Origin of the sequence: Acinetobacter sp. Q186-3, assembly GCF_013420655.1 — a bacterium.
Classification (GTDB): domain Bacteria; phylum Pseudomonadota; class Gammaproteobacteria; order Pseudomonadales; family Moraxellaceae; genus Acinetobacter; species Acinetobacter indicus.
In genome coordinates this window covers 1-23,752 of the sequence record NZ_VOXS01000023.1, presented here as the reverse complement: position 1 = coordinate 23,752, position 23,752 = coordinate 1, and the positions used below count along the sequence as shown (strand labels likewise).

The window sequence follows — 23,752 nt, the reverse complement described above, 5'->3', positions numbered from 1 at the left end:
TAGAAAGTCAACATGCAATGTTGATTTTATTTCTAAACTTACCACCTAAACCAGAACTCAACCATTTTAGCTAAATCCTTGTTTATCAACAAGTTTTTATCAACATCACCGCCGATGGATGTGCATTCTACAGGATTTCAGAGGGGTTGCAACACCTTTTTAAAAACTTCTGAAACGTGTGTTTATTTTATAATCCAAAAAATTTATAAATAATTGTTTTATTTATAAAAAATATTTTAAGAAAAATATTCGTTATTTTATTTGGAAATATCAATTTATATTAAGTTTTTGAAATAAATAAAATTTTAAAAATAAAAAGCAGGACTTTCGTCCTGCTTTTTATCTGCATTTCGAGCTAATTAGAATTTAAAGCTCATTCTCGCCCAATAGTTACGGCCACTGTTGTTGAACTGCTGGGTAATTGGCAGACCTGTACCGGCCGCCCCCATCTTATTTAAATGCTCGGTATAGGTCTTATCTAGAACGTTGTCGATTCCCACAGAAAGATCAACCCCATCGGAAAGATGGTACGTGCCGTTTAAGGACAAAGTGCTGAAACCTGCACTTTCTTTTAGATCATAACCTACGATATTGCCCTGATTCTGGCTAATCCGGTTTTGACCATCCACGATTCGCCAATAGGCCCCCAAGGTATAACGATCCTGGATATAACGTAAGTTTACACGACCTTCAAGCGGTGCAATCTGTGGCAACGGCGTATTGTCAGTGGTGTTTTCACCCCAGGCATACATTGCGCTGACATCTGCTTGAATAGCATCAGTAAACTGATACCCTATCCCCACCTCAGCTCCAGCAATGGTGGCATCAACATTACGTGAGTCTGCTGCATTCTTCATCATTGGAACTTGTTCAGTTGGATCATAGGTCATCAGAATAAAATCATTAATCAAACCTGCATATGCTGATGCCCATGAACTAAAGGCACCATGCTCATGCTGATAGCCAATATCTAACTGTAACGTTTTTTCTGGCTCCAAATACTTAAATGTCGAACCTTCGACACCATTCAAATCAGTTCTAAATAATTCCCAGTAATCCGGCATACGTTCTACATAACCTAAACCAATATAGGTTTTAACATCATGATGAGGATGCTGGTTTTCCAAACGAATAAAAGCACTCGGTAAGGTTTCCTGACGTTGCTGTGCGGTTTGTACCGCATCTACTTCAACCTGATCGACACGAACACCGCCCACCAAACGATTCTGCTCACTCAGCTGATAACCCAACTCACCAAAACCACCAATAGATTGAAACTCCATATCTGTTGTAACAGGTGAGTTCATTCTTGGCATGGTTGCAGAATACATCCCTTTGCCATGTTTATTATTCTGACTATCCACACCGGTAATAAACTGCAACTTGTCCCATTCATGAGTGACGGCCATTCGGGCATTCAAGGTACGGCGCGTCACATTCATGGCAGATTTAGCCTCAACCATTTCGTGGGTCATATGATGCTCAGCCATGCCGACTTGACGCAAACTATAGTTATCCATCACATGATCATTAAAGTTGTAGTTAACCTGCGCTTCAATTTTCTTGATCACATCAGTGACGTTCTGTTTTTCAACACGTAAACCCAGACTTTCACGGGCAAATTTAGAACCATCCATCATCCGGCCAGCATACACCGCTTCACCATCGGCTTTCCCCCCAGTCAGTTCGACCCAGGTATCTGCATCCGGGGTCCAGCCCAGTGCTACATCAGCATTCCAACGTTCCCAGTCCGATGGCACGGCATTGCCCTCACCATCCTGATAGCTATTCGATACCGAACGGTTGCTATTTAGGCGAATATATTTCTGCTCGTCGCCTGCTGCAACCTCAATATTATGGTCCAGACGGCCAAATGAACCGGCCAGCACACTCAGTTGACCACGATAGTGCTGATCTTCATCAAACTGTTCCGGACGGCGCTCAAAAATCACGGTGGCAGCTGAACCGGTATTGGCATATTGCACGGTTTGTGGGCCTTTAATTACCGAAATCTGGTCATAACTTTCTGGTGAAATATAGGAGGTCGGTGAATCCATACGACTCGGACAGGCACCCAGGTTTTCTGTGCCATCGGTCAGAATTTTAATCCGCGAACCAAACATGCCACGGAAAGTCACATCGCCATTGGTACCAGCGCCACTGTTGACCGCGCTAAAACCGACAATACTTTGCAGATAATCTGCGCCATCGGTGGCTGGAATCGGTTGAATTGGCTGTTTCGGATCGGCACGGACAATCAGGCCGTTGGCATCATTGCCCTGATGCGCAGTCATCACAATAGGTGCCAGACTTTGGACGGGTGTTGGGGTTTCTGCAAACACAACTGGTGAATAACAAGCAACACAAATCGCAGCCGCAAGAGGCTGTAAAAAGAATTTTGGCTGAGCCATTTTTCATTTCTCACTGGAATACATATAAAACACGGCTTAAGTCATTCAAGACCCAAGCAAAACAAACGCGGTTTTATGCAAACAGTGGCGGTGCCCTACCCTGAGGAATAAGAAATAGTCGTTGCAGTGCAAACCAGACATGCTGGAAAGCTTTTTCAAAAGCGATAAAACGCACTTGAATACGATCAAGCACTTCTTTCACACTGAGTTCTGGCGGTAAAACGAGATTGCCGTACACGGTACAGTACTGGCATTGATGATTGGCATCATGATGATTATGCCCGTCATCTGAAATGACTGGTTGATGCTGACTGTACAGATGTTCGGAATGGGCATGTCCATGCGCTGAATGATCAACCGGCAATAAAAGCGCACGCGTAATGGTTTCACAGACCGGTGCCACCTGATAGGCTTTCGGCAGCAAAGGCTGTAAAAAAACAGCAATCTGTAAAAATACTGCCATCAGTGAGAGCAGTAAACCACTACGAATCAACAAACATATATTCCTGCTTTTGACTGGCCCAAGTATAACAAAGCCCAATCGAAATTGGGCTGTTTTGTCCTGATCTTTTGGTCGCAGGGCTGTTTAGCGTTTAACCGCCACTTTCTGACGCTGACGCACCACTTTTTCGACTTTTTCACGGGCACGCTGGCGCTTTAATGGCGACAGATAATCGACAAAAAGCTTACCATTTAAGTGATCCATTTCATGTTGGATACAGACAGCGAGAAGTCCGTCCGCTTCTAACTCAAATGCTTGACCTTCAAGGTTAATTGCCTCAATTTTTACACGTGACGGACGCTCAACTTTGTCGTATATTTGAGGCACTGACAAGCAGCCTTCTTCATAAGGCTGGGTTTCTTCAGTCAATGGGGTAATTTTGGGGTTAATGAATACCATCGGTTGGTCTTTGTTTTCAGACAGATCCATAACAATCAGCTGAATATGACGGTCAACCTGCGTTGCAGCCAGCCCGATGCCGGGCGCTTCATACATGGTTTCAAACATATCTGCGGCGAGCTGACGAATTTCATCAGTAACTTCTTCGACGGGTTGTGCAATGGTACGAAGACGGGGATCGGGGAAACTTAAAATAGGTAATAAGGCCATATTACGTCCTCAGCTTTGCCATTGGTCAAATAACCGAATGAAGGAATGCTTCATCGAAAAAATGTATGTAAGATCGTTATTATAACGCAACTACATACATAATTTTAGGAATTATGATAATGAAAAAGGTTTTGAAGGGCACATCTTCTTTTCGTGCCTTGGGGTTAAAACAGCAGGCGCTGGCACTTGCTGTCTGTTTCAGTTTTGGGGTGGGCGCAGTCAGTACCGTACAGGCCGCACCGGCACGCAATATCAACCCACCGACCTTACAGGCCAATGCACCAAATGTGTATGTGGTGAAAAAAGGCGATACGCTGTGGGATATTTCCAAGAAGTTTCTGCAAAACCCGCTGCGCTGGCGTGAAATCTGGGCCAGCAACAAGCACGTGAAAAATCCGCACTGGATTTTCCCGGGAGATCGCCTGCTGATGTGTACCTATGATGGCCGCCCGATCATTGGTAAAGATGAAGGTGATGGCTGTGAAGGTATTATCCGTCGTTATACCGGTAACACCACCAGCCTGCAGCCGCAAATCCGGGTCGAGTCACTCAACAATACCATTCCGGTGATTCCACTGGAGTACATCCAGCACTGGCTGGAACGTACCAGCATTATTGCCCCTGAATCTTTGCAACAGACGCCTTATATTTTAGGCACGGCGGATCAGCGTGTCCTGGCGGCCAAAGGCCAGAATGTCTATGCCCGCGGTCAGGGTCTGCAAGTTGGCCAGCGTTATGCCGTGTATCGTGAAGGCGAACCGTATATCTTCACCGATGCCAACGGTAAAAAATACAATGCCGGTCTGGAGCTGACTCAGGTTGCATCCGGTATTGCAGTACGCGGTGAAAATGATATTACCACCCTGGAACTGACCGATACCTACAATGCCGAAGTGCGTCGTGGCGATCGTGTGCTGCCAGAATATGACCCGATGTTACCAACCCTATTCTACCCGACCAATGCCGAACACATTGCAGCAGATGGCCAGGTGGTACGCGTGATGGGTTCAATTGGTACCGCAGCTAAACACAGTGTGGTCACCATTGACCGTGGTCAGGCGCACGGCGTGCAATCCGGTCATGTATTTGCTGTAACTCAAAAAGGCGAAGTGGTCACCGATCCGAAAACCCGTGAACGGGTGCAGCTGCCAGGCGAGCGTATTGGCTATGCCATGGTCTTTAAAACCTTTGACCAGCTCAGCTATGCCTATATTCTGGACAGCGAACTACCAATTAAAGTCGGGGCCGGTATTCAGCCACCGATTATGGAAGATTAAGACTGAGGGATGAGCCATGCTGAATACGATATCACCCGGTCATCTCGCAACGATTCGCCTGTGGTATCTGGTTCAGCATTCACTCCCCAGCTTTTATAAATTAATCCGGCACTTCGGTTCGGCGGCTGCGGCCACCGAAGCCGGCAACCTGCAGCGCTGGGCAGAACTGGGACTGCATCAGAACCATCTGCAACGCGCACGGGATTTTCATCAAGCACAGGCACAAGCCGACTTCCAGCACTTGCTGCAGCGCATCCAGCAACATACCGATTTTATTCTTATTCCCGAAGATGTCGGTTACCCCACCCAACTGCTGCCCTATACCGACAAGCCACCGATTTTATTTGGCCAAGGACAGGCACAACCTTTACTTCAGCCACAAGTAGCAATTGTCGGCAGTCGCAAAGCCAGTCCGCATGGCCGGCAGGTGGCTTATGACTTTGCCTATTATTTAAGTGAAAAAGGCTTTTTTATTAACAGTGGCCTGGCGCAAGGCATTGATGAAGCAGCCCATCAGGGCGGCCTAAAACATCAACGTACCATTGCCGTGATGGGTACTGGTCTCGACCTCACCTACCCGGCCACACACCAGGGTCTGCGTGACCAGATTCTGCAACGGCATGGCACTATTATCAGTGAGTTCCTGCCACAGACCAAACCGCTACAGCAGCATTTTCCACGGCGTAACCGCATTGTCAGTGGACTTAGCCTGGGAGTGATTGTAGCCGAAGCCACGCTGGACAGCGGCTCGCTGATTACCGCCAAACTGGCGGCCGAGCAAGGTAAAACCGTGTTTGCCATTCCGGGACATATTTACAGTGAATTTCATCAGGGCTGCCATCAACTGATTCGGGAAGGCGCGATTCTGGTTGATCATCCGGAACAGGTCATTGAAGATCTGGCCTTGCCAACCCAATGGCTGAGCCAGCAGCAGGCGACCTTATCCGCTACAGCATCTGCAGTTGCCCACCCGACCTTACCCGAACATCTGCTGGCCCTATACAGCCAGCTGGACTGGGTTGGTAAAAACATGGACCAGCTGGCCAGCGAACTGCAACAGGAAACCGCCCATTTAACCGCTCAGTTAATGGAACTGGAGCTGCTCGGGATGGCAATGCAGCAATCGGGGCTATATCTGCGTTGTCGTCCATCACAATAAGGTTCACAATAGTACACCCCGCATAACCTCGAAAGGTGTACCACATGATTACAACCTCTGTTGCCGAAGCAGCCACTTGTCTACAGCAAGGACAGGTGCTGGCCTATCCTACAGAGGCAGTTTGGGGTCTCGGCTGTGACCCGTATAACCAAGATGCTTTTATGCAGATTCTGCAACTGAAACAGCGTCCGATTGAAAAAGGCGTGATTTTATTGGCAGGTCATATTTCCCAGGTAGAACATTTGCTGCACAACCTGGCCGAACCACAGCGTCAACAGGTGATCGACTCCTGGCTCAATCCACCCGCAGAGCGTGCTACCACCTGGTTGTTGCCGGCAGGTGAGTATATTCCCAGCTGGATTAAAGGCCAGCATCCTAAAGTCGCGGTACGTGTAACCACGCATCCGCTCTGTGTCGCGCTATGTCATGCCTTTAGCGGCTTTATTGTATCGACCAGTGCCAATCCGGCCGGACAGGAACCGGCGCGCTCCCTGCAAGAGGCCAGCCAGTATTTTGGCAATCAGCTGAATTATTTAAATGGCGATTTGGGACTCAGCCAGTTACCTAGCCGTATTCTGGATGCTGAAACCGGTGCCGTGATTCGTGACTGAAGATCGGGCCAGAAATGAAAGAAATTTCAGGCAAAAAAAAGCTCAACCATATAGGGATGGTTGAGCATAAAAAAGGATGTGTATCAATCACATCCAGAGGGTATCGAAATCTCTGGGCAAATCAGCAACAGTCGCTGATCTGCGATGGAGCGTATTATGGGCGAACAGTTTAAAAAAAACAAATATATTTTAGCTCTTAAAAAGCAGCTTAAACCTATGATTAATCAACCATTATTTGAAAAAAGTTCAAATTATCTTGCTCTTTTTAAAGTGCTTTTTAAAGAAGCTAAAAGCTACTCTCCTCGACTAAAGTCTATTTGCCTTTATTCACGAGATCATTCAAGCAAAAAATTAAGTTTGTTTGTTCGTTTTTTAGGCAATTATTTAGCTTTCAGCAGCACTGGCGCCACAGTTTTTTTCTGGGCCAGCACAATTCCGAACAGAATAATCGCCCCACCAATACTGTGATAAATGGTCCAGGCCTCTTTTAACCAGACAAAGGCAATTAAAGCGGTAAACACCGGCATCAGGTTCATAAAGATACTGGTGCGGTTCGGTCCCAGACGCTGAATCGCCATCATCCACACCAAAGGGGCAATTAATGAAGGAAAAATACTGGCGTAGATCACGCTGCCGGCATTGGCCATATTGATAGCATCAAGACCCAACCAGGCCACAAACGGCAGGTGATACAGCAGTGCAAACAGAATCTGCACATACAGGCTCAGCATTAACGGAATCTGCAGCTGCCATTTTTTCAGAAAAACCCCGTAAAAGGCATAGAAAAACACGGCAATAATCATCAGCAGATCGCCCCACTGACCACCGGCATGCAGCAAGCCCCAAGGATTGCCCTGCCCCATCACATAGATTAGCCCGGCAAAGGACAACAGGCTGCCAATAATGGCGTAGCGATTCGGAATATCGCGCAGAATCAGCATCGACACAAAAATGGTAAAAATCGGAATAAAGGCATTAATAATGCCCATATTGGTGGCGGTGGTGTAATGCGCAGCGGTATAGGCCAGTCCCTGATACAGCACCAGTCCAAAGGCACTCAGCACTGCCAGCTGTTTCAGATGCGGTACAATCAGGGCGCGTTCACGGATCACCCGCGGCAAAATAAATGGGGTTAGAATCAGAAAGGCAAAAAACCAGCGATAAAAACTGATGCTCACCGGCGAGATAAAGTCGGTCACATAGCGGGTCACGACAATATTCAGTGACCAGATCAGTACCGCGCTGACCGGTAAAAGAATGGCCCAAGACAGCATTTTTTCTTGCTGTGTCATATTCTGTTCCTTGTTGAGTCGATCGGCCTGAAGCAGACGCTGCTTCCTGCGCTGAATGAATGCCTTTTCACTTTATTTTTAAACTTTCCTTGTGCCCTCATTCTAGTCCAATTTAACTGCTTTGGGGCAATTCGCGATGGTGAAATCTTGTGCTGCGTTCAAATTGCTCCATCACTCCACTTTGCTGGGATTCCGCACCTGCTTAAAATATGCCGCATTGACACAGCGCTATACAAAAATCTGCCAAAAGCCGCAGCAATAGGTCTTGCGGGATTGGGCAAAGCCCGTTACAACAGAGAACGACAATAAATCACTTTAGGATAAACACATGGCATCTGTATATGACATTCCGGTCGTGACCATTCAGGGTGAAGAAACCACACTGAACCAGTATCAAGGCAAGGTGCTGCTGATTGTAAACGTGGCTTCTAAATGCGGTCTGACGCCGCAATATGAAGGTCTGCAAAAGCTTTATCAGCAGAAAAAAGAACAAGGTCTGGAAATTCTCGGTTTCCCGGCCAATGACTTTCTGGCGCAGGAACCCGGCAGCAATGAAGAAATCCAGCAGTTCTGTTCGCTGAATTATCAGGTAGATTTCCCGTTATTCGCCAAAATTTCAGTGGTGGGTGAAGATAAACATCCGCTATATGCTCGTCTGACCCAGGCCATTCCTGAGCGAATCGGTGAAGGCCCATGGTGGAAAGATCTGGTGGATTATGGTCTGACCCCAAATGAACCACCTGAAGTGCTGTGGAACTTCGAAAAATTCCTGATCAATAAAGAAGGCGAAGTGGTGGCACGTTTTGCCCCAGATATTCAGGCCGATGACCCACGTATTGTCGATGCGATTAATGCCGAACTGGCGCGTTAATTGTTTACAGTAACAAAGAGGGTCGCGGCCCTCTTTTTTTATAGATCTAGACATCCATAAGCCACGCTCATCACACCGCCTGTTTGCCCTGGAAAATTGTTATTGCTTTGCAACAATCTGTTTTTTATTTAATTAAAGCCCCTATATTAAACTGCAAGATAAAAATTGTGATTGATCTTGCCATGAAACGCGCCTTTTCCCATTTTCTCCTGCCCTTTGGCCTGCTGACTTCAGCTCTACTTCTGGTCGGTTGTGACCAGCCCAGCGCTCCGGTTTCGGAAGCCGATCCGGATACCGAAATCACCTCCCAGCAGCAAAGCCCTGCACCACAAGCCGATTTAAAAAGTGGCAATATGTTTTATATTGTGCGCGATGTGGCTGATATGCAGCTGAAAGCCGGTGAGTATGTCGAGCAGTTGCGCCAGACCCAGACCGAGCTGCAACAGGCCGTCAACAGTCAGGATCATCAACAGCTACAAACTGCAGCCAGCAAATTGCAACAGCAGTTACAAGGCTTTAATAGCGCCTTAAACAGTTTGAATTTAAAAAGTCAGGAAATTGACAATATTCGCCAGAACATTCTGCAAGCCAATGAACAGGTTCTGGCTTCGCCGTTTTTAAATGGCCAGATTGATCTCAGCAAAGTGGATTTTGCCAAAATTCAGCAGCAGATGGGCACGGTACAGTCTGAAATGGTGAAACTGGCCAGCATCCTGTTACAGTCAGAGAATTCTGAAAATACTGAAAGCGCAAACACTGATACTGAAAATCAGGCAGCAACTGAATCCTGATTTTCAGGCTCACTGCCCATCTGGGTGGTGAGTCTGCTTAATTGAGATAGCTTTTTGAGCTAATCCTGATGGTTAAAATTTAAAAAAATAATGCGTTCATTTAAAAATAAGAGGTCTGCCATGCAGCATCCACTGATTTATTCTGTTGTACCGGTGACATTCCGTTTAGATCTGAAAGATCCGTTTATCTTCTGTGCCCATCATCTGGATCATTTTCCGGCTGGCAATGCCCAACTGGGTCCGCAAACGCCACCACAAAATAAAGAATACAATATGTATTATGGCAATGTGGTGCCCGGTTTCCCTGAGCATCCACATACCGGTTTTGAAACCATTACCTTAGTGGAACAAGGCGTGGTCGATCATTTTGATTCACTCGGCAATGCCGGTCGCTATGCCGCTGGAGATGTGCAATGGCTGACCACCGGCAATGGCGTCGAACACTGCGAGATGTTTCCACTCGTGCATGAAGATCAAGCCAACCCGATGGAGCTGTTCCAGATCTGGTTTAATTCATCGCCTGAGCAGAAACAGCAGCCAGCTGATTATAAAATGTTATGGCGCGAGCAGATTCCGCATGTAATTGAAGCCAATGCGGCAGGCCAGAAAGCTGATATCCGGGTGATTTCCGGTCAATTTAAAGAAACCGATGCCCTGCCACGTCCACCTCATTCATGGGCAGCGCCGGCTGAAAACAAGGTGAATATTTACCTGATTACCCTAGCGCCCGAAGCTGAAGTCACTATTCCAGCCACCAGCGCCAGCTCGACCCGCTTCTGTTATTTCTATCAGGGTAAGAGTTTAGAGCTTGAAGGTCAGCAGATGGACGTGAAACATTTGGCCGAATTGAAATCGGATGCCGAGATTCATTTAAAAGGTGGACTACTCGAATCCCGGATTCTATGGCTTGAAGGTGAACCAATTGGTGCACCGGTAGCCATGCGCGGGCCTTTTGTACTAAATAGTGAAGATGAACTGAACGCTGCCTTTAAACGTTACCGCGACACCCATTTTGGTGAATGGCCATGGCCGAGTCCGGCACCGGTGTTTGAACGCAAGCAGCCACGTTTTGCGACTTATCAGGGTGGTGAGCATAAGGAATATCCTGAACAGCTCTAAATTCTATTTTTATGAGAACAGCTTGGCATGTTTCAGGCTATTTTTATGAAAAATTAAACAATGAAATTATCAGGGTTTGGAAAAATGGATATAGAGCTGGGTTAAGTAAAGATGAATGAAAGTCTTTAGATCAAAAGCAAGTGTTTGCGATTTACACCTTGCAGCAACCGCAAACACAGATGTGGAAATTATTATTTAGGAAGTTGAATAGAAGGCTTAGAACATTTGCCGCCTACTGCCAAACTGTATTTTTCAATCGCCTGCTGACCTTCAGTCTCATCAACCAATTTTACGTTTGCACCACCAACAAATACACCTGGTTTAATGTATTGTTGAACATAATAGTTTTTCCCACTTTGTGTAGTTACGTTCAGGTGATTAGGAGAAAACTCTGATTCTGTAGACACAATATGTGTTTTACCACCTTCTACCTCTGTATAAAAATAAACACCACGTGCAGTTTCACCCAAGCACTCACCATTAACCCAAATATCTTTCTTGAGTCCTGCACCTACAACGCTATTCGAGCGGTACACATAGATTCCTGCTTGACCTGCTTGTGGCGCTTGAATCTTTTTTTGTTGCTGCACTGTTTGTGGATCTGCTTTCGGAACCGAAGCACAACCAACAAAACCTAATGATAATAATAGCGGTAAAATAATTTTATTTGACACCCCAAATTCCCCTTATTTATTTTTTAAGAGCATGAGATATAACAAATATATAAGTTATTTACTAATATATTCCATTAAATAGTATTCATAAAAAAACCACCCTTTCGGGTGGTTTCTTCAATCTTAAACCAGCAATTACATTGCGCGGTTTTTGATTTTGCGGATCGTTTCCAACTGTGCAGCAGTTTCTGCCAAAGCAGCCAAAGCAGCAGCAGCGTCCAAATCGCTCTTTTGATTCGCCAGCAATTGTTCAGCGTGTTTACGCGCTTCAATAATTGCCGCTTCATCCAAGTTTTCTGCACGGACTGCAGTATCTGCAAGAACCGTAACAACGTGCGGTTGAACTTCTAGAACACCACCAGATACATAGATTAATTCTTCTGTACCATTTTCCAAAATAACGCGGATCGCGCCAGGTTGGAGCAAAGTTACCAGCGGAGCGTGGCCAGGCATAATACCCAACTCACCGCCAGCACCTTTTGCAATTAGCATAGTTACAGTGCCAGAGTACAAAGACTCCTGAACACTTACAACGTCACATTGCATAGTCGCCATGAGAACCTCCTAAATTAGGTAGCTAATTAAAGTTTCTCGGCTTTAGCAATCACTTCGTCAATACCACCAACCATATAGAACGCTTGTTCTGGGATGTGATCGTATTCACCAGCTAGAAGACCTTTAAAGCCACGAATCGTTTCTTTAAGCGGTACAAGTTTACCAGGCGCGCCAGTAAATACTTCAGCTACGTGGAACGGTTGAGAGAAGAAACGTTGGATCTTACGTGCACGGTATACAGTAAGTTTGTCTTCTTCTGACAATTCGTCCATACCAAGAATTGCGATAATGTCTTTCAGTTCTTTATAGCGTTGTAGAACGTTTTGAACTGCACGAGCAATTTCGTAATGCTCAGTACCAACTACCAGTGGATCTAACTGACGTGAAGTTGAGTCAAGTGGATCGATCGCAGGGTAAATACCTTGAGAAGCGATGTCACGGCTCAATACAACAGTTGCATCCAAGTGAGCGAACGTTGTAGCAGGCGATGGATCTGTTAAGTCATCGGCAGGTACGTATACCGCTTGGATAGACGTAATCGAACCAGACTTAGTCGATGTAATACGTTCTTGAAGAACACCCATCTCTTCTGCAAGTGTAGGCTGATAACCTACTGCAGATGGCATACGGCCTAGAAGTGCTGATACTTCAGTACCTGCTAGTGTATAACGGTAGATGTTGTCAACGAACAATAATACGTCACGGCCTTTACCGTTTTCGTCTTTTTGATCACGGAAGTACTCAGCCATCGTCAGACCAGTCAACGCTACGCGTAAACGGTTACCAGGTGGCTCGTTCATTTGACCGTAGACCATTGCTACTTTGTCTAGAACGTTAGAGTCTTTCATCTCGTGATAGAAGTCGTTACCTTCACGAGTACGCTCACCAACACCAGCGAATACAGATAAACCTGAGTGCGCTTTAGCGATGTTGTTGATCAACTCCATCATGTTTACAGTTTTACCAACACCGGCACCACCGAACAGACCAACTTTACCACCTTTCGCGAACGGGCAAAGTAAGTCAATGACTTTAATACCAGTTTCTAGAAGGTCAGTAGAAGCCGCTTGTTCTGCATAAGAAGGCGCTTGACGGTGAATTGGTAAACGCTCTTCAGTTGCAACTGGACCAGCTTCGTCGATAGGGCGACCAAGAACGTCCATGATACGACCAAGTGTCGCTGTACCTACTGGTACAGAGATCGGCGCGTTAGTGTTAGTTACGTTCAAACCACGTTTAAGACCTTCAGTAGATCCCATCGCAATTGTACGTACAACGCCGTCACCAAGTTGTTGCTGAACTTCTAAAGTAGTTTCAGTGCCATCAACGTGAAGAGCGTCATAGATCTTAGGAACGCTGTTGCGTTCAAACTCGACGTCGATAACCGCGCCGATGATCTGAATGATACGACCGCTACTCATTGCTGTCTCCTCAATTCAAAATAATGTTAAACGGCAGCGGCACCACCAACGATCTCAGAAATTTCCTGAGTAATCGCGGCTTGACGCAGCTTGTTATAAATAAGTTGTAGGTTCTTGATAAGCTCACCTGCGTTATCCGTCGCAGCTTTCATTGCGACCATACGTGCAGATTGCTCACAAGCGATGTTTTCAATCACACCTTGATACACCACAGACTCAATATAACGAACCAATAAACCATTCAGCAGTTCTTCTGCTTCTGGTTCATAGATATAGTCCCAACCGTATTGACGGTTCAGGGTCTTGTCTTCTTCAGCAGCTGCTAAAGGAACAAGTTGTTCGATTTTTTGATTTTGAGTCATGGCATTGACAAAGCCGTTGGACACCAGATAAATACGATCTAACTCGCCTTTATCATAAGCGTCTAACATCACCTGTACAGAACCAGATAACTGTTCAAGACTTGGTGTATCACCTACGTTTGTAGTTGCACCTAGTACTTTACCGCCGTAGTTTTTAAAAAACGAAACCGCTTTTTGACCAATTAAAGCAAATTGAACTTCAATTGACTGCTCTTGTTGCTGTTGTACGTGTTTGACCACTTTTTTGAACAGGTTAATGTTCAAACCGCCTGCCAAACCACGATCTGAAGAAACAATGATATAGCCAACGCGCTTCACAGGACGCTCAACCATATAACGGTGTTTATATTCAGGATTCGCTTGTACCAAATGAGCAATTACACGGTGCATATTTTCGGCATACGGACGGCCTTGAGCCATGCGCTCTTGCGCACGACGCATCTTAGAAGCAGCTACCATTTGCATCGCTCGAGTAATCTTCTGCGTGCTCTTGATACTAGCTACTTTGGCGCGAATTTCTTTTAAGTTTGCCATACGCTTAACCTAGTATTCGAAGGCCCTTTCGAGCCCTCGAAGGTTGATCCGTGAACCAAACCAACACTAATTAGCAAAGTGCTAAATTAGTAAGTTTGAGTCGCTTTAAAGCTTTCAATACCTGCTTTGATTGCAGCTTCGATGTCTTTGTTGTAATCACCAGTTTCATCGATTTGTTGCATTAACGCAGCGTGCTCTGAACGGAAGTAAGAAATTAACGCAGCATCAAAGTCTACGATTTTCTTCACTTCAACGTCAGCCATGTAGCCTTCGTTAGATGCATAAACTGAAACAGCCTGGTCAGCAATTGAGTAAGGCGCATATTGTTTCTGCTTCATTAACTCAGTTACGCGTTGACCATGTTCAAGTTGCTTACGAGTTGCTTCGTCAAGGTCAGAAGCGAACTGAGCAAACGCTGCCAATTCACGGTATTGCGCCAAAGCGGTACGGATACCACCAGACAATTTTTTGATGATCTTCGTTTGAGCCGAACCACCAACACGCGATACAGAAATACCGGCGTTCACCGCAGGACGAATACCCGCGTTGAATAATGATGTTTCAAGGAAGATCTGACCATCAGTAATCGAAATTACGTTAGTCGGTACGAATGCAGATACGTCACCTGCTTGAGTTTCAATAATCGGCAATGCAGTTAATGAACCAGTTTGGCCTTTAACCTCACCGTTAGTGAATTTCTCAACATAATCAGCAGATACGCGAGAAGCACGTTCAAGTAGACGTGAATGTAGATAGAATACGTCACCTGGGTAAGCTTCACGACCTGGTGGACGACGAAGAAGCAATGAAATTTGACGGTAAGCAACAGCTTGCTTAGACAAATCATCATAAATAATTAACGCGTCTTCACCACGATCACGGAAGTATTCGCCCATTGTACAGCCAGCATAAGGCGCCAGATACAGCATTGCTGCTGGATCAGCTGCAGCTGCTGCTACAACAGTGGTATACGCCATAGCGCCAGTTTCTTCCAGCTTGCGTACTACGTTCGCGATAGTCGATTGTTTTTGACCAATTGCTACGTATACACACTTAATGCCAGAGTTTTTCTGAGCGATGATCGCATCGATCGCCATAGCTGTTTTACCAGTCTGACGGTCACCAATGATCAACTCACGCTGACCACGGCCAACTGGGATCATTGTATCTACTGATTTATAACCAGTTTGTACAGGTTGATCCACTGATTGACGCCAAATTACGCCTGGTGCTACTTTTTCTACAGCATCAGTTAATTTCGCATCAATTGGGCCTTTACCATCAATTGGGTTACCCAAAGCATCTACGACACGGCCTAAAAGTTCTGGACCAACCGGAACTTCTAATACACGACCTGTACAACGAGCTTTTTGACCTTCTTGAAGGCCTAAGTAGTTACCTAAAACAACGACGCCCACTGAATCCTGTTCTAGGTTCAGTGCCATACCGTATAAGCCGCCGTCGAATTCGATCATTTCACCGTACATTGCATCAGCAAGACCGTGAATGCGCACAATACCGTCGGATACCATAACAATGGTACCTTCGTTTTTAGCGGTCGCGCTGGTGTCCAGATCGCCGATACGCTGTTTAATGAGCGCACTGATCTCGGATGGATTCAGTTGTTGCATTGCGCTATACCTCAATCTTTTTAAAGTTCAGTCTTCTTATATGCAATTACGCAAGAAGACGAGTCCGCATTTTTTCAAGCTTGTTAAGCGCAGAATCATCTATCACTTGGTCGCCTGCACGAATAACAACACCCGCGATTAACGCCGGGTTGACTTCTACTACAATAGAAACCGTGCTGTTGAAACGCTTTTCCAGCGCCGCTTTCAACACTTGTTCCTGGTCAGCAGACAATGGGAAAGCCGATTCAATTACGACGTCCACATTGTTGTTATTCTGTGATTTGAGCTGTTCATATTCTGCTTGAATTTCAGGCATTAAAGACAAACGATCATTTTCAGCAAGCAAAGTCAAAAAGTTTGACAATGCTGCAGTCTGGTCTTCACCTAAAACTTTTGCAAAAACACTCACCTGCTCTGCAGGAGTAAGCTCAGGGCGATTTAAGTAAGCTGAAAATGCTTCGTCTTGTACCGCAGCACTGAGCAATGCTAGTGCTTGTGACCAACTGTCAGTTGCACTTTGCTCAGAGGCATAAGCATATGCTGCTTTCGCATATGGGCGTGCCAACGTCAAGAGTTCAGCCATATTTCGCCTCGCTTAAAGTTTAGCAGCCAGCTGGTTCAGCATGGCATTGTGAGCTTCTGCGTCAACTTGCTGGCTAAGAATTTTCTCAGCACCGGCAACTGCCAAAGCAGCGACTTGTTGACGTAATTCTTCGCGAGCAGCATTGATTTCAGTATCAACAGCTTCTTTCGCCTGTTGACGGATACGCTCACCTTCAGCAGATGCTTGAGTACGCGCTTCTTCGACCAATTGTGCTGCACGACGGTTCGCTTGTTCGATCAATTGAGCCGCTTGTGCTTTCGCTGCGTCTAGCTCTGCCTTAACTTGTGCTTGCGCATCAGCAAGGTCAGCTTTTGCTTTTTCAGCAGCATTTAAGCCATCAGCGATGCGACGCTGACGCTCACTAATCGCATTGATTAGTGGTGGCCATACAAACTTCATGCAGAATGCGACGAAAATCGCAAATGCAATCGCTTGGCCAATCAATGTGAGGTTGATATTCATTGCTATTCCTCAAATAGTGGATTTTTGGGAATTAAGCTGATTAACCTACAAATGGATTAGCGAAGATGAAGAACAAGCCAATACCAACACCGATCATAGGCACAGCATCAAGAAGACCCGCGATTAAGAACATACGAGTTTGAAGTTGTGGAGCCAATTCTGGCTGACGTGCAACAGCTTCAAGGAAGCGACCGCCCAAAAGACCAAAACCAATCGCAGTACCTAAAGCACCGAAAGCGATCAAGATAGCAGATGCAATTGCAACTAGACCTAAAGTGAGTTCCATGAAAAATTCCTCAGAGGTTAGGTTTTATACCAAATTAAGTTAAAAAATTGTGTGCCCAACCGCCCGATGACAGTTAGGCCATACCATTAATGCTTTTCGCTTGCCATGCTCATGTACACGATTGTCAACATCATGAAAATGAATGCTTGTAGCGTAATAATCAAAATGTGGAAAATCGCCCAAGGCACAGACAATGCCCACTGGATCCAGAACGGTAATAACGCGATAAGAATGAAGATTAACTCACCCGCATACATGTTACCGAACAGTCGTAGAGCCAATGAAACTGGTCGCGCCAAGAAAGTAGTCAATTCCAACAATAAGTTGAATGGAATTAAAAGCACTTTAGCAACTGGATTACTTGGGTTAAATGGGTTAAGTGCCAACTCACCAACGAAGCCGCCAACACCTTTCTCACGAATACTATAGAAAATAATTAAGAAGAATACAGAAATAGACATACCTAAGGTAATGTTTGGATCTGTAGTCGGAACAATTTTAAAGTAAACCTGATGAGGGTCCACACCCAGCATAGATGCAATCGCCTGTTGAGCTACATAAGGAATAAAGTCAACAGGGATTAAATCCATCAAGTTCATGAGGAAAATCCACACGAAAATGGTTAATGCTAAGGGTGCAATTAATCGAGACTTCCCATGGAAGGTATCACGTACACTTGAATCTACAAACTCGATAATCACTTCAATTACTGACTGGAATTTACCAGGCACGCCTGAATTTGCAGCTTTCGCGACAATCCAGAACAATAAACAGAAGATCAGACCAAGTCCGATAGACCAACCCATTGAATCCAAGTGAATAGCAGTGAACCCCATCTGTTGAGCTTCTTCAGCAGACTCAGCCAACTTCCATGAACCGTCTGGCATTTTGCCGTACGTCATGTTGGTCAAGTGATGCTTGATATACTCGGTCGAAGTAAGGGCATGTTCTTCAGCAGCCATAAATCACACCTGGTCAATGTCAAAAACAAAAGAGGGAACGAATATCGCGTGCTGCTTGATATCTCGCTCATCTCCTAAAAACTTTTCAATTTTTGCTGCGCCTATACTCGTTTTTGTAGACGTGACACCCAAAACGGAGCGACCCACGACATGGCCTGAACGAGAATAAAACCACAAAACAATGCAACCGGAGACAACGGCTCGACATTGCTTAAAATTAAAATGAATCCTACGATCACAATCGCAAACTTACCGAGCATGCCCCTATACATGTTCGACAGAACTTGTTTAGATGCTCTCGCGCCTGCTGCGCGGAACGACTGCCAGGAAAAATAACAACTTGCAACCCAACATACCAATGCACCAAGTGCGGCACTCAAGGCGGCTGTAGCATCTTTGAATATCCAGGCAATCAATGCAGCAACAGGTATCATGAATGCTTGCAAGAAGACCAAAGCTTTCGCTAATCGTCGGTCAATCAAGCGACTAGTTCGGCTCATTTACTTTCCACTCACAGCATAAATGCTTGACAAGTTTAACTGATGATCGTTTTTTATCGCAGGCATTATAGAGTTACACCCCTGAACATGCAATCTTTTCCCGATCTTAGTCGTATTTTTTTGCACAACTGTAACCGTATTGTCATAATTCAAATTTGCCGCCAAAACGCGCTATTTTTGCGCATTTATTACACATTTTTGCGTTTGGGTAGCCAATTTCTGCCAGGCCTGCACAAAGTCCCCTGCCCCACTCATACTTTCGTCGACCATTTGAAACACAATCGGATTCAGGCGCTGATACTGGCTCTTGCTGGCATGACCTTCGGCCAGTAAACACATTTTCGTGTTTGGACGATGATCATTCATATATTTAATTTGCGCCACCGTCGGAGCGACATGCGGATCATGGGTCAGTGCGCCGGCAAACTTCAGGTTCAGCGGACGTTCCAGATATTGATAGGCATCATGATAAGACCAGTAGGCTTTGGCCGAGGCTTTGCTTTTAAACTTGTCTGCGGTCAGGAGCAGCTCTTGGGCAAAGGCACGGGCATTGGCCCAGTACTGTTCACGCTGCTCAGGCACCTGCTGGGAACGCAAGGCCGCAATAAAAAAGCCAATACGAATGGCATTGTTCGGATCAAGCCAGACATGCGAGTCGACCGTATCTTTTAATGCTGCACCACGAGGGCTACGCTGTGGTAGCGTTTGCAAAATGCCAGAATCTAGCAATGAAATAGCTTTGCTCTGATTGCTGAACAGTTTTTCTAGAGGCGCTTCATGCGCTTTGCCCAGCCAGATCACCAGACCTGCATCCTGAATGGTCTTGCGATGTGCAGGAGTCAAACTGACATCATGTCCGGTCTGGTCGGCCAATAATAAGGTCGGGGTTTCTATGCCTTGTGTAATTTCCTTGGCAATCAGATAAATCGGCTGTGTCGAAATAACAAGACTTTGAGACCAACTCAAGGTACTGAACAAAGCCAGAGCACAGAAGGCGAAAAAACGGGACATGAGCGCAAAATCATAAAACAGGATAGATGTTATATTATAACAAAATAACAAAAATACCTATGTATAATCGAATCTGACTATACTTCATGTTAAAATTTAATGTCCGATTTTCCTCCTACATTTCCTTGGGGTAGCTATGAGCTTATGTTCTCATGAACATCATGATGCATTACATGGCGTGCACGACCATCAAAATATTGAGCAGCGTCTTGCTGAAGCCGAAAGTCTCTGTGCCGCCACAGGTGCTCGCCTGACCCCACTTCGTCGTGAAGTGCTGGAACTGATTTTAAATGCCTCGGGCCCGATGGGGGCATACGACCTGCTGGCCAAAATTAAAAGTGAGTCAGATCGTCCGGCGGCACCACCAACCGTGTACCGCACCCTCGACTTTTTATTAGAAAAAGGGCTGATTCACCGTTTAACTTCTATTAATGCCTATATTCCCTGCTGCCATCCGCGCGAAGGCCATCAGGCGGCGTTTTTAATTTGCACCGAATGCAAAGTGGTCAAAGAAGCTTCTGCGCAGGGTTTACTGCAGCAACTGGCAGAGCTGTCGGCTTCGGACCACTTCACCGCCCATCACAGTATTATCGAGATTTCTGGTTTATGTCAGCACTGCGCCAGCAAACGCTAAGTCCTGCGCCGCTGATTCGCCTTGAACAGATTCAAGTCCGGATTGATGAGCGTGATATTTTAAAACAGGTCGATTTCTCTTTGCATGAGAAAGAAATTGTCACGCTCATTGGTCCGAATGGTGCCGGCAAATCGACGCTGATTAAAGTCATGCTCGGTATTGTCAAACCCACGGCTGGCAAAGTACTGGCCGATAAAAAACTAAAATTCTCCTATGTGCCGCAGAAATTCAATCCTTCACACAGCTTGCCGTTAAGGGTCAAGGATCTGCTGGCTTTAGAAAAATGTAGCAGCACGTTAAAAGCAGAAATTATCCGCGATACCGGTATTGCCAAGCTGGAAAATTCCAAAGTGCAGCAATTGTCGGGTGGTGAACGGCAGCGGGTATTACTGGCCCGCGCCTTATTGCGCCAACCCGATGTGCTGGTGCTGGATGAACCAATGCAGGGGCTGGATATCCAGTCGGAAGCCGAGCTGTATGACTATGTGCGTAGCCTACCAGAAAAATATGGCTGTGCCGTGCTGATGGTCTCACATGATCTGCAATGGGTCATGCAAGGCACGCATCGGGTGGTATGTTTAAATAAACACATTTGCTGTAGCGGCTTGCCCGAAAGCGTGCAGCAGCATCCGGAATATCAGGCCATTTTTGGCACCAACCGGGTGTTCTATCAGCATCATCATGATCATTGTGCGCATGGCGACCATGCCGAGCCGTGTCAGCATGATTCCCGTCCCCATATTCACCCTGAACCGGAAGTCTAAACCATGATGGATTGGTTATCGTTATTACTTCCGGCCTGGATCATGGGCACTTTACTGGTGTTTCTGACCGCGCCACTCGGCTGTCTGATGCTGTGGCGCCGGATGTCTTTTTTTGCCGATACCATGGCACATGGCACCTTATTAGGCGTGGCCATTGCCGGCGCCTTGAGCTTACCGCTGTGGATGGGCGTTACATTTTTAGCCTTATTACTGGTTGGTATTCTTTGGATTCTGCATGATCCGCGCTTACCGAATGATGCCCTGCTGGCCTTATGCTCTGCGACCCTGCTCTGCTCCGGTCTACTGTTTATCCAGCACATTCCAAGCCTACGCCCGGAACTGCTCAGCTACCTGTTTGGTGATCTGCTCACGATCTCCTGGGCTGATTTACCCATCTTTGCGCTGGTGATTGTCGGTGCACTGCTGGTTCTATATAAGTATTGGCAAGCCCAGATTCAGATTGCCATTGATCCGGATATTGCTGCCAGTGAAGGTATTCATGCCCAGTGGCAACGTCTGATTTTTATGTTGCTGCTGGCCCTGTTTACGGTTCTGGCATTACGCGCGGTCGGCTCGCTATTGATGGGTGCGCTGCTGGTGATTCCGGCGCTCACGGCACGACTGCTGGCGCATTCTCCGAAACAGATGGTGATTTGGGCTTTTGTGATTGCACAAATTGGGGTAACGGTTGGTTTATGGTCCAGCGCCGGCTTAAATACCTCGACCGGTCTGACTATTGTGCTGACCATGGCGGTGATTTTTGCCCTGATCTTTACCATGCAGAAATTTAAAAAACTGGCCTAAACAATCAACCGAAAGGTTCCATCTAGCCCTCTCCTCTTTATCATTGAGAGGGGAAAATCAACATCTATTACTGATGCACCAGACTTAATAAAAATGCAGCACCAGCAAACAGACCGGCAAACGTCCGGTTCATGACTTTCTGCTGACGCGGTGACTTTAACAATCTTAAAACCTTAGCTGCCAGGCCGGTATAGCCCGCCATCACAATCAGATCAATCGTAATCATGGTTGCTGCCATAATCAGATATTGAATCCACTGCGGTTTGGATAAATCCAGAAATTGTGGCAAGACAGCCAGCAAAAATACAATCGCTTTCGGATTGCTCATATTCACCAGAAAACCGTTCAGCAGCAGTCGTCCAGCTGATTTCTGTGGTAAATCCTGCCGGATTTCAATCGAGTGTACCGGCGCTTTCCATTGCAGATAGGCCAGATACAGCAGATACGCTACCCCGAACCATTTCACTGCCAGAAAAGCCCAAGGCGTGGTCGCAAATAGCACGCCCGCGCCGGCCGCCACAATCGCAATCTGTACCAGCAGCGCCAGTTGCAGCCCGATGGCATTCCAGTAACCATGACGAAAACCGTAATTCAGCCCACTCGACATCGAGGCAATCGCACCTGCGCCCGGCGACACACTAATCACCCAACAGGCCAGCATATAGGCCAGCCAAATCTGATAAGACATGGTAATTCACCACAAAAATGACAGATTATTATATGACGATTCATCTTTTAAGTGCGCAGTAAAGAGGCAATAAAAATCTGATCCAGAGACTGTTAAGCTGCTACCGGTTCAGGCACAATAGTTTTAGTGATTGATTATTAAAAACTTAGGAGCCATGAATGACAGCTCAATCTGTAATCTTGCCATTACCTTCAGATCATGCCCGTTTTATTGTTTTACGTTTAAAAGATTTAACTCTTGAGCAATTAAAAGAAAAATTAGCTGATCTTTTTAATACCCGTGATCGCCTGATTACCCAGCATCCTCATGCACAAATTAAAACTGCCGTGGCCTTTGGACCTGAACTTTGGGCACAACTGTACTCCCAAACTCCAGCTGGCTTTAAGCAGTTACAACCGATTGAAGGCGCATTCCAGATGCCTGTCGTACCGGCAGATGTACTCATTCATATTGCCAGTGCCCGTGCGGATATCTGTTTTGCCCTGAGCCAGTCTTTCTTTGAGGGTATTCAGGATCAGGTTGATGTTCTGGATGAGCGGGTCTGCTTCCGCTATTTTGATGGCCGCGACATGACCGGCTTTATTGATGGCACAGAAAACCCGCAATTCCCGGATGACCGTGCTGAAGTCGCTTTACTGGGCGAAGATGCCGGAATTTTTGAAGATGGTTCCTTTGTCTTTGCCCAGCGTTATGCACATGATTTAGATAAATGGAAACGTCTGAAAGTCGATGCACAAGAACAAGTGATGGGTCGCACCAAACTTGAGTCGATTGAGCTAGATGATGAGGTGAAACCTGACAATGCCCACGTCGCCCGTACCGTAGTTGAAGATGATGAAGGTGAAGAAATGGAAATTCTGCGTCATTCCCTACCGTATGGGGATGGGCAAGGTGACCAAGGCTTATTCTTTATTGCCTATACCAAGGATTTAACTATTCTGGATGCGATGCTTGAGCGTATGTTTGGCACCTCGGGAGATGGTATTCATGACCGTTTACTACATTTTGTGACCGCTTTAGATGGGGCTTACTACTTCGCTCCAAGTGAAGAGTTGCTGGAAACGGTGCTGGAAGGGTAAAAAATAAAAAAAGAGACTGTAAATTAAATTGTGTAATTGCCTGAATTTGCTATGTTCATATTCACAACGGAGTCAGGCAACATGATGAACGAACAAAAACTAAAAGACCTTGCAGCAGAATTTGCTAAAGGAATCAAAA

Annotated in this window: 26 protein-coding genes; 10 read left to right on the top strand and 16 right to left on the bottom strand. The window is 46.0% G+C overall.

What is annotated here, in order from left to right; all coding sequences use genetic code 11:
- Positions 1-359: 359 nt before the first annotated feature.
- The 3 genes from FTT64_RS13330 to def all read right to left on the bottom strand — a co-directional run bounded on the left by FTT64_RS13330 (position 360) and on the right by def (position 3,522).
- The gene (locus FTT64_RS13330; RefSeq protein ID WP_180182471.1) at positions 360-2,411 is read right to left on the bottom strand and encodes a TonB-dependent copper receptor; all 2,052 of its coding nucleotides are present in this window, start codon (positions 2,409-2,411) and stop codon (positions 360-362) included.
- Between the two features lie 73 nt (positions 2,412-2,484).
- Complete coding sequence (locus FTT64_RS13325; RefSeq protein WP_016658991.1) at positions 2,485-2,907, bottom strand: DUF2946 family protein; 423 nt, start codon at positions 2,905-2,907, stop codon at positions 2,485-2,487.
- A 90-nt stretch (positions 2,908-2,997) separates the two neighbouring features.
- Positions 2,998-3,522 (bottom strand): peptide deformylase, encoded by a 525-nt coding sequence (gene def, locus FTT64_RS13320; RefSeq protein ID WP_005181462.1) that lies wholly within the window; start codon positions 3,520-3,522, stop codon positions 2,998-3,000.
- A 119-nt stretch (positions 3,523-3,641) separates the two neighbouring features.
- Here def and FTT64_RS13315 point away from each other — a divergent pair, with 119 nt between their 5' ends.
- From FTT64_RS13315 to FTT64_RS13305, 3 genes are read left to right on the top strand one after another with little or no spacing between them, the layout of a single operon-like run.
- Entirely contained in the window at positions 3,642-4,799 is a 1,158-nt protein-coding gene (locus FTT64_RS13315) for a LysM peptidoglycan-binding domain-containing protein (protein WP_016658990.1), read from the top strand.
- Between the two features lie 16 nt (positions 4,800-4,815).
- Entirely contained in the window at positions 4,816-5,958 is a 1,143-nt protein-coding gene (dprA, locus tag FTT64_RS13310) for a DNA-processing protein DprA (RefSeq protein WP_180182472.1), read from the top strand.
- A 44-nt stretch (positions 5,959-6,002) separates the two neighbouring features.
- Complete coding sequence (locus tag FTT64_RS13305) at positions 6,003-6,569, top strand: L-threonylcarbamoyladenylate synthase (RefSeq protein WP_180182473.1); 567 nt, start codon at positions 6,003-6,005, stop codon at positions 6,567-6,569.
- 380 nt (positions 6,570-6,949) lie between these two features.
- Here FTT64_RS13305 and FTT64_RS13300 read toward each other — a convergent pair whose 3' ends face one another.
- Positions 6,950-7,861, bottom strand: a complete 912-nt coding sequence (locus FTT64_RS13300; RefSeq protein ID WP_005181447.1) for a DMT family transporter — start codon at positions 7,859-7,861, stop codon at positions 6,950-6,952.
- 328 nt (positions 7,862-8,189) lie between these two features.
- Between FTT64_RS13300 and FTT64_RS13295 the strand changes: the two genes are divergently transcribed.
- The 3 genes from FTT64_RS13295 (at position 8,190) to FTT64_RS13285 (ending at position 10,642) form a co-directional block, all read left to right on the top strand.
- Positions 8,190-8,732 carry a glutathione peroxidase gene (locus FTT64_RS13295; RefSeq protein WP_005181445.1) on the top strand — a complete coding sequence of 181 codons (543 nt, stop codon included), beginning with the start codon at positions 8,190-8,192 and terminating at the stop codon, positions 8,730-8,732.
- A gap of 182 nt (positions 8,733-8,914) precedes the next feature.
- Positions 8,915-9,523, top strand: coding sequence for a hypothetical protein (locus FTT64_RS13290; protein ID WP_163146337.1), 609 nt, complete (start codon positions 8,915-8,917; stop codon positions 9,521-9,523).
- Positions 9,524-9,643: 120 nt separating this feature from the next.
- Entirely contained in the window at positions 9,644-10,642 is a 999-nt protein-coding gene (locus FTT64_RS13285; RefSeq protein ID WP_168405856.1) for a pirin family protein, read from the top strand.
- Positions 10,643-10,833: 191 nt separating this feature from the next.
- Here the strand turns inward: FTT64_RS13285 and FTT64_RS13280 are convergent, their stop codons facing one another.
- The 11 genes from FTT64_RS13280 to FTT64_RS13230 all read right to left on the bottom strand — a co-directional run bounded on the left by FTT64_RS13280 (position 10,834) and on the right by FTT64_RS13230 (position 19,644).
- Positions 10,834-11,316, bottom strand: coding sequence for a DUF2846 domain-containing protein (locus tag FTT64_RS13280; protein WP_180182474.1), 483 nt, complete (start codon positions 11,314-11,316; stop codon positions 10,834-10,836).
- A gap of 135 nt (positions 11,317-11,451) precedes the next feature.
- Positions 11,452-11,871, bottom strand: a complete 420-nt coding sequence (locus FTT64_RS13275; protein ID WP_005181432.1) for a F0F1 ATP synthase subunit epsilon — start codon at positions 11,869-11,871, stop codon at positions 11,452-11,454.
- A gap of 26 nt (positions 11,872-11,897) precedes the next feature.
- Positions 11,898-13,292 carry a F0F1 ATP synthase subunit beta gene (gene atpD, locus FTT64_RS13270; protein ID WP_005181429.1) on the bottom strand — a complete coding sequence of 465 codons (1,395 nt, stop codon included), beginning with the start codon at positions 13,290-13,292 and terminating at the stop codon, positions 11,898-11,900.
- Positions 13,293-13,318: 26 nt separating this feature from the next.
- Positions 13,319-14,188: a F0F1 ATP synthase subunit gamma gene (atpG, locus tag FTT64_RS13265; RefSeq protein WP_005181426.1), complete on the bottom strand. Its 870-nt coding sequence runs from the start codon at positions 14,186-14,188 to the stop codon at positions 13,319-13,321.
- Positions 14,189-14,274: 86 nt separating this feature from the next.
- Positions 14,275-15,819 carry a F0F1 ATP synthase subunit alpha gene (atpA, locus tag FTT64_RS13260; protein ID WP_005181412.1) on the bottom strand — a complete coding sequence of 515 codons (1,545 nt, stop codon included), beginning with the start codon at positions 15,817-15,819 and terminating at the stop codon, positions 14,275-14,277.
- A gap of 46 nt (positions 15,820-15,865) precedes the next feature.
- Complete coding sequence (locus tag FTT64_RS13255; protein WP_005181408.1) at positions 15,866-16,402, bottom strand: F0F1 ATP synthase subunit delta; 537 nt, start codon at positions 16,400-16,402, stop codon at positions 15,866-15,868.
- 12 nt (positions 16,403-16,414) lie between these two features.
- Positions 16,415-16,885 carry a F0F1 ATP synthase subunit B gene (locus FTT64_RS13250; RefSeq protein WP_005181403.1) on the bottom strand — a complete coding sequence of 157 codons (471 nt, stop codon included), beginning with the start codon at positions 16,883-16,885 and terminating at the stop codon, positions 16,415-16,417.
- 40 nt (positions 16,886-16,925) lie between these two features.
- Entirely contained in the window at positions 16,926-17,171 is a 246-nt protein-coding gene (gene atpE / locus FTT64_RS13245; RefSeq protein ID WP_000424060.1) for a F0F1 ATP synthase subunit C, read from the bottom strand.
- Between the two features lie 86 nt (positions 17,172-17,257).
- Positions 17,258-18,133 (bottom strand): F0F1 ATP synthase subunit A, encoded by an 876-nt coding sequence (gene atpB, locus FTT64_RS13240; protein WP_004970145.1) that lies wholly within the window; start codon positions 18,131-18,133, stop codon positions 17,258-17,260.
- Positions 18,134-18,234: 101 nt separating this feature from the next.
- Positions 18,235-18,633 carry an ATP synthase subunit I gene (locus FTT64_RS13235; protein WP_005181400.1) on the bottom strand — a complete coding sequence of 133 codons (399 nt, stop codon included), beginning with the start codon at positions 18,631-18,633 and terminating at the stop codon, positions 18,235-18,237.
- A 171-nt stretch (positions 18,634-18,804) separates the two neighbouring features.
- Positions 18,805-19,644 (bottom strand): metal ABC transporter solute-binding protein, Zn/Mn family, encoded by an 840-nt coding sequence (locus FTT64_RS13230; protein WP_016658982.1) that lies wholly within the window; start codon positions 19,642-19,644, stop codon positions 18,805-18,807.
- 136 nt (positions 19,645-19,780) lie between these two features.
- Here FTT64_RS13230 and FTT64_RS13225 point away from each other — a divergent pair, with 136 nt between their 5' ends.
- The 3 genes from FTT64_RS13225 to znuB are packed head-to-tail and all read left to right on the top strand — an operon-like array spanning position 19,781 to position 21,846.
- Positions 19,781-20,278, top strand: coding sequence for a transcriptional repressor (locus FTT64_RS13225; RefSeq protein ID WP_005181393.1), 498 nt, complete (start codon positions 19,781-19,783; stop codon positions 20,276-20,278).
- On the top strand, positions 20,251-21,042 hold the full coding sequence (gene znuC / locus FTT64_RS13220) for a zinc ABC transporter ATP-binding protein ZnuC (RefSeq protein WP_016658981.1): 792 nt from the start codon (positions 20,251-20,253) through the stop codon (positions 21,040-21,042). The genes FTT64_RS13225 and znuC overlap by 28 nt, the downstream gene beginning before the upstream one ends.
- A 3-nt stretch (positions 21,043-21,045) precedes the next feature.
- Positions 21,046-21,846, top strand: coding sequence for a zinc ABC transporter permease subunit ZnuB (znuB, locus tag FTT64_RS13215; RefSeq protein WP_016658980.1), 801 nt, complete (start codon positions 21,046-21,048; stop codon positions 21,844-21,846).
- Positions 21,847-21,913: 67 nt separating this feature from the next.
- On the opposite strand, the gene FTT64_RS13210 is transcribed toward znuB, so the two are convergent.
- A complete protein-coding gene (locus FTT64_RS13210; RefSeq protein WP_005181385.1) occupies positions 21,914-22,534 on the bottom strand; it encodes a LysE family transporter in 621 nt (206 codons plus the stop codon).
- Positions 22,535-22,692: 158 nt separating this feature from the next.
- Here FTT64_RS13210 and FTT64_RS13205 point away from each other — a divergent pair, with 158 nt between their 5' ends.
- Positions 22,693-23,613, top strand: a complete 921-nt coding sequence (locus FTT64_RS13205; RefSeq protein WP_005181383.1) for a Dyp-type peroxidase — start codon at positions 22,693-22,695, stop codon at positions 23,611-23,613.
- The last annotated feature ends 139 nt before the right edge of the window (positions 23,614-23,752 follow it).

What these genes read in the sequence shown, in the direction of transcription:
- FTT64_RS13230 (WP_016658982.1), bottom strand. Translation starts at nt 19,644, where the DNA reads ATGTCCCGTTTTTTCGCCTTCTGTGCTCTGGCTTTGTTCAGTACCTTG.
- FTT64_RS13305 (WP_180182473.1), top strand. Translation starts at nt 6,003, where the DNA reads ATGATTACAACCTCTGTTGCCGAAGCAGCCACTTGTCTACAGCAAGGA.
- FTT64_RS13250 (WP_005181403.1), bottom strand. Translation starts at nt 16,885, where the DNA reads ATGAATATCAACCTCACATTGATTGGCCAAGCGATTGCATTTGCGATT.
- FTT64_RS13285 (WP_168405856.1), top strand. Translation starts at nt 9,644, where the DNA reads ATGCAGCATCCACTGATTTATTCTGTTGTACCGGTGACATTCCGTTTA.
- FTT64_RS13315 (WP_016658990.1), top strand. Translation starts at nt 3,642, where the DNA reads ATGAAAAAGGTTTTGAAGGGCACATCTTCTTTTCGTGCCTTGGGGTTA.
- znuB (WP_016658980.1), top strand. Translation starts at nt 21,046, where the DNA reads ATGATGGATTGGTTATCGTTATTACTTCCGGCCTGGATCATGGGCACT.
- atpG (WP_005181426.1), bottom strand. Translation starts at nt 14,188, where the DNA reads ATGGCAAACTTAAAAGAAATTCGCGCCAAAGTAGCTAGTATCAAGAGC.
- FTT64_RS13300 (WP_005181447.1), bottom strand. Translation starts at nt 7,861, where the DNA reads ATGACACAGCAAGAAAAAATGCTGTCTTGGGCCATTCTTTTACCGGTC.
- atpE (WP_000424060.1), bottom strand. Translation starts at nt 17,171, where the DNA reads ATGGAACTCACTTTAGGTCTAGTTGCAATTGCATCTGCTATCTTGATC.
- FTT64_RS13235 (WP_005181400.1), bottom strand. Translation starts at nt 18,633, where the DNA reads ATGAGCCGAACTAGTCGCTTGATTGACCGACGATTAGCGAAAGCTTTG.
- FTT64_RS13225 (WP_005181393.1), top strand. Translation starts at nt 19,781, where the DNA reads ATGAGCTTATGTTCTCATGAACATCATGATGCATTACATGGCGTGCAC.
- dprA (WP_180182472.1), top strand. Translation starts at nt 4,816, where the DNA reads ATGCTGAATACGATATCACCCGGTCATCTCGCAACGATTCGCCTGTGG.
- atpD (WP_005181429.1), bottom strand. Translation starts at nt 13,292, where the DNA reads ATGAGTAGCGGTCGTATCATTCAGATCATCGGCGCGGTTATCGACGTC.
- FTT64_RS13205 (WP_005181383.1), top strand. Translation starts at nt 22,693, where the DNA reads ATGACAGCTCAATCTGTAATCTTGCCATTACCTTCAGATCATGCCCGT.
- FTT64_RS13295 (WP_005181445.1), top strand. Translation starts at nt 8,190, where the DNA reads ATGGCATCTGTATATGACATTCCGGTCGTGACCATTCAGGGTGAAGAA.
- FTT64_RS13210 (WP_005181385.1), bottom strand. Translation starts at nt 22,534, where the DNA reads ATGTCTTATCAGATTTGGCTGGCCTATATGCTGGCCTGTTGGGTGATT.
- FTT64_RS13255 (WP_005181408.1), bottom strand. Translation starts at nt 16,402, where the DNA reads ATGGCTGAACTCTTGACGTTGGCACGCCCATATGCGAAAGCAGCATAT.
- atpB (WP_004970145.1), bottom strand. Translation starts at nt 18,133, where the DNA reads ATGGCTGCTGAAGAACATGCCCTTACTTCGACCGAGTATATCAAGCAT.
- FTT64_RS13330 (WP_180182471.1), bottom strand. Translation starts at nt 2,411, where the DNA reads ATGGCTCAGCCAAAATTCTTTTTACAGCCTCTTGCGGCTGCGATTTGT.
- atpA (WP_005181412.1), bottom strand. Translation starts at nt 15,819, where the DNA reads ATGCAACAACTGAATCCATCCGAGATCAGTGCGCTCATTAAACAGCGT.
- FTT64_RS13275 (WP_005181432.1), bottom strand. Translation starts at nt 11,871, where the DNA reads ATGGCGACTATGCAATGTGACGTTGTAAGTGTTCAGGAGTCTTTGTAC.
- def (WP_005181462.1), bottom strand. Translation starts at nt 3,522, where the DNA reads ATGGCCTTATTACCTATTTTAAGTTTCCCCGATCCCCGTCTTCGTACC.
- FTT64_RS13290 (WP_163146337.1), top strand. Translation starts at nt 8,915, where the DNA reads ATGAAACGCGCCTTTTCCCATTTTCTCCTGCCCTTTGGCCTGCTGACT.
- znuC (WP_016658981.1), top strand. Translation starts at nt 20,251, where the DNA reads ATGTCAGCACTGCGCCAGCAAACGCTAAGTCCTGCGCCGCTGATTCGC.